The organism is Streptomyces sp. NPDC005408 (genome assembly GCF_040606445.1).
Lineage (GTDB): Bacteria > Actinomycetota > Actinomycetes > Streptomycetales > Streptomycetaceae > Streptomyces.
Genome location: NZ_JBEXEX010000096.1, coordinates 1 through 12,902, shown reverse-complemented (window position 1 = coordinate 12,902; position 12,902 = coordinate 1). Strand labels below are relative to the sequence as shown.

At 66.9% G+C, this 12,902-nt stretch carries 16 protein-coding genes and 4 pseudogenes; 10 read left to right on the top strand and 10 right to left on the bottom strand.

The window, feature by feature from the left end; all coding sequences use genetic code 11:
• The first annotated feature begins 195 nt into the window (after nt 1-195).
• Nucleotides 196-696 (top strand): GNAT family N-acetyltransferase, encoded by a 501-nt coding sequence (locus ABZS64_RS38150; RefSeq protein ID WP_355839650.1) that lies wholly within the window; start codon nt 196-198, stop codon nt 694-696.
• A 150-nt stretch (nt 697-846) separates the two neighbouring features.
• Here the strand turns inward: ABZS64_RS38150 and ABZS64_RS38145 are convergent, their stop codons facing one another.
• Both ABZS64_RS38145 and ABZS64_RS38140 read right to left on the bottom strand, forming a co-directional pair.
• Nucleotides 847-1,626 carry a class I SAM-dependent methyltransferase gene (locus ABZS64_RS38145; RefSeq protein WP_355839648.1) on the bottom strand — a complete coding sequence of 260 codons (780 nt, stop codon included), beginning with the start codon at nt 1,624-1,626 and terminating at the stop codon, nt 847-849.
• 510 nt (nt 1,627-2,136) lie between these two features.
• Complete coding sequence (locus tag ABZS64_RS38140) at nt 2,137-2,334, bottom strand: hypothetical protein (RefSeq protein ID WP_355839646.1); 198 nt, start codon at nt 2,332-2,334, stop codon at nt 2,137-2,139.
• A gap of 230 nt (nt 2,335-2,564) precedes the next feature.
• Here ABZS64_RS38140 and ABZS64_RS38135 point away from each other — a divergent pair, with 230 nt between their 5' ends.
• From ABZS64_RS38135 to ABZS64_RS38125, 3 genes are all read left to right on the top strand, one after another.
• Entirely contained in the window at nt 2,565-3,182 is a 618-nt protein-coding gene (locus ABZS64_RS38135; RefSeq protein WP_355839644.1) for a TOPRIM nucleotidyl transferase/hydrolase domain-containing protein, read from the top strand.
• Between the two features lie 130 nt (nt 3,183-3,312).
• Nucleotides 3,313-4,035, top strand: coding sequence for a VOC family protein (locus ABZS64_RS38130; protein ID WP_355839642.1), 723 nt, complete (start codon nt 3,313-3,315; stop codon nt 4,033-4,035).
• A gap of 291 nt (nt 4,036-4,326) precedes the next feature.
• Entirely contained in the window at nt 4,327-4,794 is a 468-nt protein-coding gene (locus ABZS64_RS38125; RefSeq protein WP_355839640.1) for a hypothetical protein, read from the top strand.
• Between the two features lie 59 nt (nt 4,795-4,853).
• Here ABZS64_RS38125 and ABZS64_RS38120 read toward each other — a convergent pair whose 3' ends face one another.
• Nucleotides 4,854-5,555, bottom strand: coding sequence for a 2-phosphosulfolactate phosphatase (locus ABZS64_RS38120; protein ID WP_355839638.1), 702 nt, complete (start codon nt 5,553-5,555; stop codon nt 4,854-4,856).
• Between the two features lie 41 nt (nt 5,556-5,596).
• Between ABZS64_RS38120 and ABZS64_RS38115 the strand changes: the two are divergent.
• Nucleotides 5,597-5,824: pseudogene (locus tag ABZS64_RS38115) on the top strand (tyrosine-type recombinase/integrase); the annotation flags it as partial.
• A 241-nt stretch (nt 5,825-6,065) separates the two neighbouring features.
• Nucleotides 6,066-6,326 (top strand): hypothetical protein, encoded by a 261-nt coding sequence (locus ABZS64_RS38110; RefSeq protein WP_355839636.1) that lies wholly within the window; start codon nt 6,066-6,068, stop codon nt 6,324-6,326.
• Here ABZS64_RS38110 and ABZS64_RS38105 read toward each other — a convergent pair.
• From ABZS64_RS38105 to ABZS64_RS38090, 4 genes and pseudogenes are all read right to left on the bottom strand, one after another.
• A complete protein-coding gene (locus ABZS64_RS38105; protein WP_355839634.1) occupies nt 6,271-6,774 on the bottom strand; it encodes a GntR family transcriptional regulator in 504 nt (167 codons plus the stop codon). The genes ABZS64_RS38110 and ABZS64_RS38105 overlap by 56 nt on opposite strands.
• Complete coding sequence (locus tag ABZS64_RS38100) at nt 6,767-7,561, bottom strand: hypothetical protein (protein ID WP_355839632.1); 795 nt, start codon at nt 7,559-7,561, stop codon at nt 6,767-6,769. Before ABZS64_RS38100 ends, ABZS64_RS38105 begins: the two co-directional genes overlap by 8 nt.
• A 636-nt stretch (nt 7,562-8,197) precedes the next feature.
• Nucleotides 8,198-8,323: pseudogene (locus ABZS64_RS38095) on the bottom strand (IS3 family transposase); the annotation flags it as partial.
• A 131-nt stretch (nt 8,324-8,454) separates the two neighbouring features.
• Nucleotides 8,455-8,679 (bottom strand): hypothetical protein, encoded by a 225-nt coding sequence (locus ABZS64_RS38090; RefSeq protein WP_355839630.1) that lies wholly within the window; start codon nt 8,677-8,679, stop codon nt 8,455-8,457.
• Nucleotides 8,680-9,166: 487 nt separating this feature from the next.
• On the opposite strand from ABZS64_RS38090, the pseudogene ABZS64_RS38085 reads away from it, so the two are divergent.
• Nucleotides 9,167-9,452: pseudogene (locus ABZS64_RS38085) on the top strand (DNA polymerase III subunit alpha); the annotation flags it as partial.
• Between the two features lie 119 nt (nt 9,453-9,571).
• A complete protein-coding gene (locus ABZS64_RS38080; RefSeq protein ID WP_355839628.1) occupies nt 9,572-9,925 on the top strand; it encodes a VOC family protein in 354 nt (117 codons plus the stop codon).
• A gap of 279 nt (nt 9,926-10,204) precedes the next feature.
• Here ABZS64_RS38080 and ABZS64_RS38075 read toward each other — a convergent pair whose 3' ends face one another.
• Nucleotides 10,205-10,375, bottom strand: a complete 171-nt coding sequence (locus ABZS64_RS38075; RefSeq protein WP_355839626.1) for a hypothetical protein — start codon at nt 10,373-10,375, stop codon at nt 10,205-10,207.
• 120 nt (nt 10,376-10,495) lie between these two features.
• On the opposite strand from ABZS64_RS38075, the gene ABZS64_RS38070 reads away from it, so the two are divergent.
• Entirely contained in the window at nt 10,496-11,143 is a 648-nt protein-coding gene (locus tag ABZS64_RS38070; protein ID WP_355839624.1) for a class I SAM-dependent methyltransferase, read from the top strand.
• A 65-nt stretch (nt 11,144-11,208) separates the two neighbouring features.
• Here the strand turns inward: ABZS64_RS38070 and ABZS64_RS38065 are convergent.
• Nucleotides 11,209-11,976: pseudogene (locus ABZS64_RS38065) on the bottom strand (transposase).
• 73 nt (nt 11,977-12,049) lie between these two features.
• On the opposite strand from ABZS64_RS38065, the gene ABZS64_RS38060 reads away from it, so the two are divergent.
• Complete coding sequence (locus tag ABZS64_RS38060; protein WP_355839622.1) at nt 12,050-12,433, top strand: hypothetical protein; 384 nt, start codon at nt 12,050-12,052, stop codon at nt 12,431-12,433.
• Nucleotides 12,434-12,526: 93 nt separating this feature from the next.
• Here ABZS64_RS38060 and tnpA read toward each other — a convergent pair.
• On the bottom strand, nt 12,527-12,902 hold a 376-nt coding region (tnpA, locus tag ABZS64_RS38055; protein WP_355839620.1), incomplete at its 5' end, for an IS200/IS605 family transposase.

Below are 12,902 nucleotides of genomic sequence, written 5' to 3'. Positions count from 1 at the left end.
CGCGGAAGAGCTCCGCGACGACGTGCAGGATTACGTGGCCGAGAAGCTCGGCGACGAAGAAGGCGTCCTGATCATCGACGACACCGGCTTCATCAGTACTCCAGCCGTAGATCGTTATATGCCCTGGTCTTGAGGCTGTCTGCCGCTGGCGGAAACTCAGGTGGCCTCAGCGCACGGTCTGGGTAGAGTCGGGCAGTGCCCGAGCTGAAGCAGTTGCATGCTGGTCATGCCCAGGCGGTCCTGGTCTTCGAGCTGGCGAACCGCACCTACTTCGCTGCCTCGATCTCCGACCGCGGCGACGACTTCTTCGACCAGTTCACCGACCGGTACGACGCCTCGCTGGCCGAGCAGGAGGCCGGCATCTGCGCCTTCTACGTGCTCGTCGCCGAGGACGGCTCGGTACTCGGCAGGTTCAACCTGTACGACTTGGAGGACGGCACTGCCAGACTCGGCTACCGGGTCGCGGAGCGGGTCGCCGGCCGCGGCGTGGCGACCGCGACCGCCCGGGAGCTGTGCCGGCTGGCGGCGTCGCGGCACGGGCTGCGCACACTGCGGGCGGCCACCGCCCACGCGAATGCCGCGTCCCAGAGGGTGCTGACCAAGGCCGGATTCGTCCTGGTCGGCCCAGCTGACCCAGCTGACCTCGGCGGTGAGCCAGGCAGCTGGTATCAGCGCGACCTGGTACTCCAGCCGTAAGCGATTCCTCCCGGGCGTGAACGCCCAGGGTTCCTCGCGAGATCCCGCTGAACTTGGCGGTGTCTCACTAACTTGACAGTCCACTTGGCGGATCCGCCATCTTCGTGAGACGGCGTGCGGCGTGTCATCGATCGTTGTCGACGAGATGCTTCACAGCCGCCGGACGCGCAGCACGCCGGTCAGCATCGGGAGAGTGAACTCGCCGCGAGCGGTCTCCGGTCTACTCGCGAGGAAAGCGCGGATGCGGCCCAGCGTGGCTTCTTGTTCCTGTTCTGGCATGACCAGCACCCCCGCGCGCGTCGCTATGGTCGCGACGAGAGAGTCGGCGGTGCGGCGCTGCCCGTGCGCGAACTCGGCCTGCTCAGGCGAGCCGAACCGGGCGGCCACGCCAGTCTTTGGAAGGTGTGCGTCGGCCGTCTCGGCGCGCCAGCTGGTGGGCGTGTCACGCGGGCCGATGGCCGCGCTCCCGCTGACCCGTGCGAGCCCGGCAACCCACTCGACCCGGTCGTCCATGACGTTCCATAGGCCGGCCAGGATGCCGCTGGGTGCGAGGACCCTGGAGATCTCGGGTCCCGCGACGGCCATGTCGAACCAATGCATGGCGTTGCCGGCCAGCACGGCATCGACGGACGCGTCCGGCAGCGGTATCGCCTCGGCGCTGCCCGGCAGGGCACGGACAGCCGGCAGCGAGCGGCGCAGCTCGGTCAGCATCGCCGGGTCGGGCTCGACCGCGATGACTTCGGCACCCAGCGCGACCAGCGTGGCGGTTAGCTTGCCGGTTCCGGCGCCGAGGTCGAGCACGCGCGGCCCGGGCGCGGGCTCGAGCGCCCAGCGCACCGCGGCCTGCGCGTAGTCCGGACGGTGCTCGGCGTATGCGACTGCTGCTGCGCCGAACGACGAGGCGTGAAGTAGCCGTTCGTTCTTTTCCACGCGGTGACCGTATCGGTGCTGCTGGCGGTCGGCTACCTCACCTCAGAGGGCGGTACGTGAGTTGATGTGCGTACTGCTTCGAACCAGCCGGCGCCGAACTCCTCAAGGGGCTCGCCCAACGCATCGACCAGGCCGCACCGACGCCCGTAGTCCTCCCAGCCGAACTCGACTACCAGCCGGCGCAGGAGCTGCGGACGTCACCTCTTCGCGGCATCCGCGAAGAAAGCAACACCCGACTGGACCTGCTGGCCCGACCGATCGAGGATGGCTGCCCCCTCAGCGGCGCATGGCCGGCCGTGCGTGAAACCCTCGGACAGGCACTGCACGAAGCACTGGCACGACCCGGCGCGGAGGAATCGCCGCGCGCGACGAACTGCTCGCCATGGTGCGGCACTTCGCCGACCTCCACCAGGACGCGACCCACCCGGACGACGCAGAACAACAGGTGATTGATGTCCGTTTCGCCGTTCCGGGAGGGGCAAGCGCGCTGGCCGCGGCGTCGCCGGACGGCTACGGCCGCGGCTGGGTGAACAAGCCCTGCTCGGTCTCGACCAGGATTCCGCGTTCGGTCAGCCGCTTGAGTCTTAGCCGGGTGTTGTTGATGTTGTTGGGCGCCGTCTTCCATTCGTGGTGGAACACGGCCTGGGCGCCGCCGGGCCGCGCTAATGGTGGAGTCGGGTATTGGAAGTGTCCGAATGCCTCAGCCATCGCGGGCCCATGAAGTGAACTCGTTGGCGAGGCCGGACGGATTGGCGGCCTCGGTCCGGCGGGCGATCGCCTCGTAGTACTCCAACTCGTGGACGATTACCGGCACGGTTCGACCGACAGATCTTTTCGATCAGGCCGGTCGTGTGGAGGTTTGGGCGAGCTGGCAGCAAGCTTGGTTGAAGGACGAATAATCCCGTGCCGTGCCACCGGTGGACGTGCAGACTTGCCCCATGGCGGACATGAGGGCGTTCCGGGATGCGGTCACCAGCTGGGCGACGGGCGGTCCCGACGGGCCGGCGCGCGAGTTGGCGGAAGGCCTGGGGGCGCGGACCGCGGTGCTCCTGGAAGGGCTGAGCGATCTCGCGGCCGTTGAGGCGCTGGCCGCCCGGCGTGGCCGGGACCTGGCCGCCGAGGGGGTGTGTGTCGTGCCGATGGGCGGGGCGATGAGCGTCGGCCGCTATGCCGGCCTTCTCGGGCCGCCTGGCCTCGCTCTGCGCCTGACAGGACTGTGCGACGAGGGCGAACAGGGCTTCTACGAGCGCGGCCTGACGCGGGCACAGGCACCGCTCCAGGACATCTACGTATGCACCGCGGATCTGGAGGACGAACTCATCCGCGCGCTCGGCACGGCAGGAGTCGAGGAGATCCTCCGTGCCGAGGGCGACTTCCGCGCTTGGCAGACCTTCCAGCGCCAGCCCGCACAGCACGGCCGGCCCCGGCATCAGCAGGTGCGGCGCTTCCTCGGCACGAAGAAGGGCCGCAAGATCCGCTACGGCCGTCTCCTTGTCGAGGCCCTCGCACCGGACCGGACACCGCTCCCGCTCGACGGCCTCCTCGCGAGCCTGTGAGGTCGTGGACGGGCTGCCGTTTCGATCGTGCTCGACAGCGGACGAGCGCGGGGCGTTAATCAGTTGACCGGGTGGCACCGGCCGGGCAGGCTCCAGCACGACCCGCCTGCCCCTACCGGGAGACCTACGGATGACTTCTCACCTGCACGCGCTCTGCTTCGATGCGCACGACCCGCTCCGTCTCGCGCGCTTCTGGGCGGACTTTCTCTGCTGGGAGACGTCCGAGGACTCCTCCGACGGCATTACGCTGCTGCCCAGCGATGGCACCGGGTTCCGGCTCCGCTTCCTCCCGACCCAGGAGCGGAAGACAGGCCAGAACCACATGCACTTCGATCTGACGAGCACGTCCCTCGACGACCAGAAGCAGGTGGTGGAGAGGGCGCTCGAACTCGGCGCCCGGCACATCGACATCGGTCAACGCCCGGAGGAGGGGCATGTGGTGCTCGCCGACCCCGAGGGCAATGAGTTCTGTGTCATCGAGCCGGGCAACAGCTTCCTCGCCGAGTGCGGATTCATCGGAGCGCTGGCGGGTGATGGTTCGCAGGAGGCCGGGTACTTCTGGAGCCGAGCGCTGGGCTGGCCGTTGGTCTGGGACCAGGACCAGGAGACCGCGATCCGCTCACCCCACGGCGGTCCGAAGGTGACGTGGGGTGGTCCACCCCTGATGCCGAAGGCGGGGAAGGAACGGCTGCACTTCGACCTCGCTCCACCGGCCGGCAGTGACCAGCAGGCGGAGGTCGACCGGCTCGTCTCCCTCGGGGCGACGCGCATCGACATCGGCCAAGGGGACGTCGACTGGGTGGTGATGGCCGACCCCGACGGTCACGAGTTCTGTGTGCTGACCCCCCGATAATCTCCGGTCTTCGGTGTTGGTGGGCTCGTCGTACCGAAGTCCGAGTTCGCTGATCCATTCCTGGCGAGCCCTGGCTCCGGCGAGGTCGTTGGCGAGGTCGTCGACCACAGTCAGTCGGCCAACAGAAGTGCTTACAGACAGGCAGCGGATGCAGGCTTCTCTGAACTTGCCCTGAGTGGTGATCGAGTCAGGAGTGTCGTTGCTCGTGGTTGAGTTCGTGGTAGCCACGAAAGTCGAAGAGCGCAGACCGTCGTTCACTGCCCCGGACTCGATTTCCTGCAGTGTCCAGGTATGGGCGGAGTAGTCGTCGGTCGCGACGCCTCCATGCTCAAGCAGCAGCGCGACCAGTTGGTGAAACTCTGCGGTGCCGTCGATCCGCCCGGAGACGTCGATCTGCACTGCCCAGGTGAGGCCCGCGAAGCGGCCGTCGACCGCACCGCGTTCTACGGCACCCGCCCCTACGCACACCTCCGCGCCGAATTCGAGCGACGTCTCCAGGCCCTGCAGCAGACCGGAGACATCCCCGACCCCCGCGAAGCCCAAATCACCCGCCTCAAAGCGCAGAACGCCAAGCTCAAGGAGCGGCTGGCCCAGTCGGAGCGGACGATCGACGAGCTCACGGGCTTCCGCACCCAGGCCCTGGCCCGCCTCGCCGCCCAGCACGAGGAGATCATTCGACTCCGCGAAGCCGCCGCCGGCACCACTCGGGTCAGCCGCCTGCCGCCACCCCGAACCACCGTCATCGGGACATGCAGCTGATGCCGCATACCCGACCGGATGCTGGCTCTCGCATGGCGAGAGTTGGACCTCACCAGCGATCAGATCGAAGCCTCGTCGGTCAGCGAAGGCACGGCGCACGGACGCAGGACCATGAGCGAGTCTTCCAAGGTCGCCACCATGGCAAAGGGGAACCGGTCGAGCTCAAGACAGAGTGCGACGTCATCAGGATGGACTCCTTGACGCACACCCTCCGCCAGCTCGGCGGCGGCGCGCGACTCGCCAGCGCGGCGGAGGAACTCAGCTGCATCCGTCCCAGCCTCGGTGGCCCTCCGAGCGATGTATTGAGCGCACGCCAGATCTTCATCGGCGTGCCCATCGTCGCCAGTGACCACGAACGTGACACTGTCACACTCGCGTGTCCGCAAGAGCCGAGCCGTTGCCTCCGCCACCACGAAGCTGGCGCACAGCACCAGCGACGCCTCCTTGACCGCAAGGGCGCCGACCGTCCCTGCCGTGGTTTTCTGCACAACGGTCCGTCCGCCAAGGTCAATAGACCGCAGCAGGCCCGGCGAGTTGACGGTGTCGAACCCGGACGCGGGCGGACCGTCTTTGAGCGCCACCCAATCCGGGTGGCGAGCCTTGAGCGCCAGGGCTTCGTCCAGCGACTCAGCAAGAACGATCTTTTCCGCCCCCTGGGCAAAGGCCCAGGCAGCCACGGTGAAAGCACGCATGACGTCGACTACGACCGCCACGGACGGGGCTTCGACCAGATCAGCGATGCCAAGGAAACGAGCGTCCATCCGGTCATGATCGCGGATGCCCGACCCGAAGCACCCAGGCAGTGATACGCATCACGTCGACGGTCTCGGAATGCAACACCTCCGGCTGCCTGCGTCGCGAAAGCAGTGCGCAACGACACGCCTGCTCAATCGCCACACGGGGTCACCCGCACACGGTCTCTGCGGGCACAAGGCACTCCTTGGCCACCAAGCTGCTGAAGAACGGCGCCGACTTGGTTCACGTCAAGCGCTACCTGGGGCAGGTCTCGAAAGAGATGGCCGAGCACTATGTGCACTTGGCGCACGACGACCCCAAGCTCAATGACGCGCTGAACGCCCTGTGGGTCACGGGCCCCGGCGCCACCGAGCCCGGCGTCCTGCTGTCCGCCGGCGAGCCGATGACGCGGGAAGAGGCCGAGACACTTTCGCTCGACCTCACCCGTAAGTCCACTCCCGCCGAGGGCCCTTCCCGCGGTAGTCGACGGTGGGAGCTGCCGTGGAACCTGGACTGCCACAACCGACAAGTTCGTCATGTCCGGGGCCAACCTCGTCTATTGGCACCGCAAGCGGGAGCAGTGGCGGATGCTCGCCGAGCGGGCCCCGGACTACGCCACGGCCGATTACCTGCGCCAGGTCTTCGAGCTGACCGCCCGCGCCATCGACGGGCTGGAGAAGGCCCTTGCCGGGGTGGGGCTGCTGGAGGAGGCCCTCGCGCTCGACCTGCGGCGGCCCAGGACTACTTCGGGCGGGTCTGGAGTACCGCCTTCCGCGCTCTGTTCCTCACGCCTGTGACTTGCGCCGACGCCTCGGCTGTCTTGGGGCCACCCGCTCCGCTGTCGGCGGTGGCCGAAGAGGAGGCGGGCCCCGGGTCCAGGGCGTCGCGGACGGCGGTCAGGATGTCCTCGGTGTCGGCGCCGAGCGCTCGGGCGGCGGAGGTGAAGTCCCGGGCCAGAGTGGTGAGTTGGTCGGCATCGTGCGCGTGCGGCTCGGACGGGAGCGCCGCGACCCGGGTGCCCGCGCCACGGCGGGTGCGGATCAGCTCGGCGGCCTCCAGCTCGCGGTAGGCGCGGGCCACGGTGCCCGGCGCCAGACCAAGGTCGGCGGCGAGCTGGCGCACGGTCGGCAGGCGCTCGCCCTCGACCAGCCGGCCAGTGCGGATCAGCGCGGCCAGTTGGGCGCGGATCTGCTCGTACGGCGGTACCTGGCTGGTGGTGTCGACGCGGACGGCTGGGTCACTCATCGTCGAAAGTCCCATCGTCGGCCGCCTCGTCGTCGACCGCCCGGGGTGCCACCACGGTGACCAGGGACCATCCGAAGGTGAACAGGCTCAGCAGGCCCAGGGGGCAGATCACCACGATGGTGGCGGCGCCCAGCGGGCCGGCGCAGGCCTTCTCCGTGAGCGCGACGAAGATCATCAGCACGGCGAGCAGCACCTGGCTCGACACGAGCAGCCCCCAGGCTCCGGTGATCGCCCACGCGCGGTCGCGGCGCTGCTGGTCGTCGCCCGGGCCGTGGGCGATACGGCGCAGGGCCCAGACGCAGACGGGGGTTCCGACCGCGAGGGCGGCGAACATCGGGCCGCTGTAGTACAGGCCGGGCCAGGGACCGAGGGATGCGCGCATCCCTTCGCAGGTGACAGTGATGACACGCCCCGCTCTGCCTATCCGGTCGGGGTCGGAGGAGGCCGTGACCGCACCGATCATCAGCAGGGTGACGAGGGACGCCGCCTGCAGAAGAAGCAGAGGCGCCATACGGGGCGGCACTTGGTCTCGGACCAGGCGCGGGGCGAGACTCGCGGTGCGTACCGCTTCCTGGGGACACAGGGTCAGGGCGTCGCCGAGCAGGACACCGCCCACCGCGCACAGGCCGAAAGCGGTGATGGCGAACACGAGGGGCATCGTGATGTCGCCGCTCTCCATCGTGACCAACTGCTGTGCGGCCACGATGCCGATGGCCAGACCGGACCAGCGGGCGTAGTGGTCGGCGTGGTCGAGGAACCGGGACTGGAGCGGGACGGTGTCGAGCATATGGAGATCCCCCCAGATCATCTTGTATCAAGCAGTGGGTACAAGATGCCCTGGTCGGGATCTTGTGTCAAACGCTCGATACAAGGCGATACATAGGGAGAGGGCTTCTGGCACAAGGGAGATCCCTCCGGCACAAGGGAGATCCCTCCGGCGCAAGGAGGGGACGCCCTCCGGCCCAAGGGTGCACCCTGAGCCGGCTCAGCCCACGGTGACGACGTGGGATTCCGCATCGCGTGTTCCCTCGTGCGCTGATCCACGTTGTATGCATGACCGCTTCCCGCGCGTCGGACCAGATCACCTGAGACCAGAGGCGAATCGGACCAGATCACTTGAGACGCAGACCATATCGACGGAGACGGGACACGGCCCTCTGGTTCCGGCTGAGCGAGTTACTGAGCCGGGACACGCTAGTTGGAACCTGGCCACGCGTATTGGAATGGGTGGCTCACGACGCTCCTTACGGCGGGTTGGGTGTCAGTGGCATCGGGTTGGATGAGCACGTGACTGTCTATGACGTGGCCCGTCGGCTCCCAGCCATTCCCGAACCACACCCTCATGGTTCCAACTATTGAACCGTTCCGGGTTCGGTAGAGACTCCGGACTGTCCCGAGTTGGGTGGAGTCGAGTTGCTTGGTTTCAGGCTACTGGCGGGGTGCGGAGTTCGTACTCCACCGGGCTGAGCATGCCCAGCGCGGAGTGCCTGCGCTGTCGGTTATGGAAGATTTCCAGGTACTCGAAGAGCGCGGTGGACAGCTCCAGACGCGTTCGCCATCGTCTGCGGTTGAGCGTTCGACCTGGACCCGGAACGGTTCACTGACGGGCGCCCCGGGCTCGGTCGTCGCCGACGGCGCGGACGATCCGCTCGGCGGCCGCGGTCAGCGCCTGCGGCCCCTTCAGTCACCCGCTCGGTGCCGGCGGTCGACTGGCCGCAGGAGGCGGGCGGCATCGAGGACGTTGGCCAGTCGGTGATGAGCGGGGTCGGCGTAGCGAACCGCGTTGGACAGGACCGTACGGCCACCGAGGTGATAGCCCAGACCCACGGTGCGCGCCGCGAGCCGCCGGGAGCGCGCCCCGGTGCCCTCCTGGCCGATACACGGCCTCCAGACGCAGCCGGTCATAGCCAGCTCACGCCACGGCGTGAGCAGCTGCTCCGCGACGTCGGGACGGCTGTTGAGCTGGTTGCGGACCTGGCTGTTGGAGTACCAGATGCCGACTGCCGCAATGAGGGACGAGAGGAGGACGCCAGCACGACAGCGCCGAGTTCAATACCGCGGGCCCAGTCCAGCCCGCGGGCTTGCGGACCACTCGGTGCGGAGCCCTCTGCGGGCCCGGCAGGTGCTTGCCGCTGAGCGGCCGGACGCACTGCCGCCAGTGGCGCCCGGGGTCGCGGCACGGCAATGGATCCTGGTGCGGTCAAAGGTCAGGATGTAACCCAAGCCATAAGCGCGAAGACGTTCAGGGTTCAGTAGCAACTCACTTCGGCCTTCACCCGGGCAGCGAGGTGGTCAGTGCTGCCCTGTGTTCCGCACGGATGTCACGAAACGCCCCTCGTAGAACGGTCTGCGGCGTGACCGACACCTACGCAACGAATCCACGCAGTTCAGAGCCCACCCGGTCAGATCGGCGGTCGGTAAAGAGCGGTTCCTGTCAGTGCGCCGGGCCTCACTGCCGGACATCGACATCGATGTGGAGTCCGCCCGCCGTCTCGATGTCTACGACAAGATCATCGACAGGTTCGGGCTGGAAAGGGTTGCGGTCACCGGCATGCCGCGCCTGCGACATCCGCGCCCCCCTCGCCGAACTGCCGGAGCTGAAGCAACTGGCCGCCGAGGCGGACCGTTTTGGGCTGCTGTTCGAGCTCGCGGAAGGTCTCGACAAGCTGCCGCGCGGGACCTCGAACCGGTGCTGTCCGATACCTACGGGGTCGTCATCTGGCACGAGCAGATCATCGACATCTTCTCCGAACTGGAATGCCTGCTTCTGAAGCCCTGGCAGGTCTAAGCTCGGCGGATGACCTTGGAATGGGAACAGGTAGTTGTTCACTCGATAGATCCGGTGGCTTTGGGGCAGTGGTGGGCTACGGCTCTTGGTTGGGTTGTGGTCCACTCCTCTGATGAGGAGTTCGAGATCCGCCCGGAGCCGGATCGCCTGCCAGGGTTGGACTTCGTCCGGCTTGATGAGAGCAAGAAGGTTAAGAGCCGACTGCATCTCGACTTCAGGCCTGATGACCAGGACGCCGAGGTGGCTCGTCTGGTGGCTCATGGCGCACAGCGTGTTGATATTGGCCAGGGTGATCAATCGTGGGTTGTATTGGCCGACCCCGAAGGTAACGAGTTCTGTGTCCTTGGCCAGCGGCGTCAGTAACTGAGCGTTTGGGCGTTTCGCTCTGATCTCCGTAGTCACCTTGGTAGTCGAAGTTCGTCGAGCCTGGTCGCGCCGCGGTGACCAGGACGAGTCGTCTGAGCCGGAAGGTGATGGCTCGTCGCATGTCATGGTGCAGGGCCTGCAGTCGCAGGCCCCGCATTGGTCTCACCGTTACTCAGCGTCCTTCGATGCGGAGTCGCCGAGTCTCTGCAACGGGACTGGAAATGTGGTGCGATCGGCGGCCTCGAAGAGGGCGGGGACACCGAGAAAGATCGGCGATTACTGGCGCTGCTCCCGGGCATCGAGTTGGGTGATCCTCTCCTCTGCGGCAGCAAGGCTCACTGAGAGGCCCTCGGCTTCGCCGAGCCAGCCCTCGCGTTCGGCTTCGGCGATGCGGTCCATGAGGTTCTGCCGGATTTCGAGCAGGCGTGGACGCTCCTTGGGGCTCACGATCAGGACGGGGCAGCGAACACACGCTTCTCTGAACGAGCGATAGCCCGGGCGAACGGGCGGGAGGGAAGATCGTGATTCTCTCGGCTCGCCTCAGCGCCAGGAACTACTGTCGCGAGCATGGTCGAACACGATGCCCTCAGTGCCACCCGCGAGGCTTACGACGCTGCTGCCCCGAGCTATGCGCAGCTGTTCCGCGACACGCTGCGTGACAGTCCCCTGGACCGCGCGATCTTGGGTGCCTTCGCCGAGGTCGTAAGTGCGAGTGGGGACGGTCAGGTCGCGGACCTGGGGTGCGGGCCTGGCCATATCACCGCGTATCTGGACGGGTTGGGGCTGGCGACGTTTGGCGTCGATGCCTCTCCTGCGATGATCAAGTTGGCTCGACAGGCCTATCCGGGCCTGCGGTTCGACGTGGGCTCGATGGCCGCGTTGAACATCGCTGACGGCGTGCTGGGCGGCGCACTCTCACGTTGGTCCATGATCCATACTCCACCGCAAGAACTCCCCGTCATCTTGGCGGAGTTCCACCGCGTGCTGGCACCTGGCGGCCACCTTCTGGTCGGCTTTTCGGCAAGCGATGATCCGTCTCACCCGACGCAGGTCTTCGATCACACAGTCGCGCCGGCCTATCGGTGGTGGCCTGATCACCTGGCCGCGATGCTGCGCAAGTCCGGGTTGGCCGAGGTAGCCCGGCTGGTTCGCGAGCCTCAGCCCACCGACCGACGGCAGTTCCAGGAGATTCAACTGCTCGCCCGCAAAGCCTAAGGCTTGTCCCGCAATGATCCTCGGGTCGATCGAGAGATGATCGGTCGCTGTGCGGGACCGCTCGTCTATCCGGCGAGGGTGAGGTTGTGCAGTCGGGCGATGCCGAGCATGGCGTGGTGAACGCCGTCGCCCTTCAGACGGCCGTCGCGGAGGATCTTCCAGGTCTTCATCCGGGCGAAGGCGTGCTCGACACGGGCGCGTACCTACCTGTGGGACTTGTTGTGGGCTTCCTTCCAGGTGGGCAGATCCTCGCCCTTGCGGCGCCGGTGGGGCATCACCAGTCCGGTGCCCGGGTAGCCGCCGTCGGCGATGGTCATCGTCTTGCCGACGGCAGCCTTCGCGCCGGATTCCTCCCACGCCTTGCAGTCGTTGCGGTTACCCGGCAGCGGTCGGCCGACCACGACGACGAGGCGGGTGTCGGCGTCGATGACGACCTGGTGGCTGGTCGAGTACCGGTAGTTCTTGGACTGCTCGGCCACTGTGTGATCACCGGTGGGGACCAGGGTGCCGTCCACGATGAGCACGGTGTCCTTCGCGAAGCGGCGCCTGGGCTGCAGCGCCAGCTTCGGGCCGAGATGGCCGATAACTCGGTCGGCCGCGGACTTGGAGATGCCGAAGAGCGGGGCGAGCTGGCGCAGCGTCAAGTTCGTGCGCCAGTAGGCCGCGACCAGCAGGATGCAATCCTCCAGCGGCAGTCCCCAGGGGCGCCCCCGCTGGGCCTCGACCCTGGTCTCACGGCGGACTGCGGTCACCAACTTGCCGAAACAGCGGGGGCTCAGCCCGGTGAACGGGGCTGTCCAGGACGGCTCGGACGCCGTGATCACACCAGCCACAAGGTGATCATTCCAGTTGCGGCCTCTCCCTCCCACGGCCGATCCTGTGTGCTCGGCCAAAGAGGGGTACACGGTGGGACTTGTTCTGTTCCCGGGAGACGACAACACCGACAGCCCGGACGTCTCCTGGTCCTACACCGGCTTCGGAATGTTCCGGGAGTGGCTGGCACAGATCGAGGGGTTCACCCTTGACGAGATGCGCGGCTTCGGCGGAGAGCGTCCCTGGAGCGAAGTCTCCACCACGCTGACACCGCTTCTCGACCACCCTGACGACGACGGCCCCGACCTCACGCCAGCACACTGCGCTGCGATCTTGCCCCGTCTCAGCGAGATCGCTGGGCAGCCGCAGGATGACCGACTCGATCCGGTCTGGCAACGCCGCATCCAGGACGTCCGCCAGTTGGTGGTCGTCCTGCAGTTCTGCATCGAGAGGGACGTCGACCTGATCTTCGGCTAACCACCGGTTGGTTGGCGGTACCGGGACTAATCGCAGTGCACCGCCCTTTAGGGCGGTGGTGAAGCGATTCTCAGGGCTGCTCTGACCCGCAGGTCACAGTGGACGATTCTGCTGCTCGATGTACTGGCGGACGATCGACAACGGCGCCCCGCCGACCGATCCGGCGAAGTAGGAACCGGACCATAGCCGCTGCGCCCGCCAGTAGTGCCGGACCAGGTCGGGGTACTCCTGGCGCAGTCGGCGGGAGCTGACGCCCTTCAAGCTGTTGACCAGCTTGGACAGGGCGACCTTTGGCGGAAAGTTCACCAGGAGATGGACGTGTTTGTTCTCGCCGTTGAACTCGACTAGTTCGACCTCGAAGTCTTGACACACGTTGCGCATGATCTCTTCGAGTCGTGTCAGGTGCTGGTCGGTGAAGACCTTATGCCGGTACTTCGTCACGAAAACCAAGTGTGCGTGGAGGACGAAA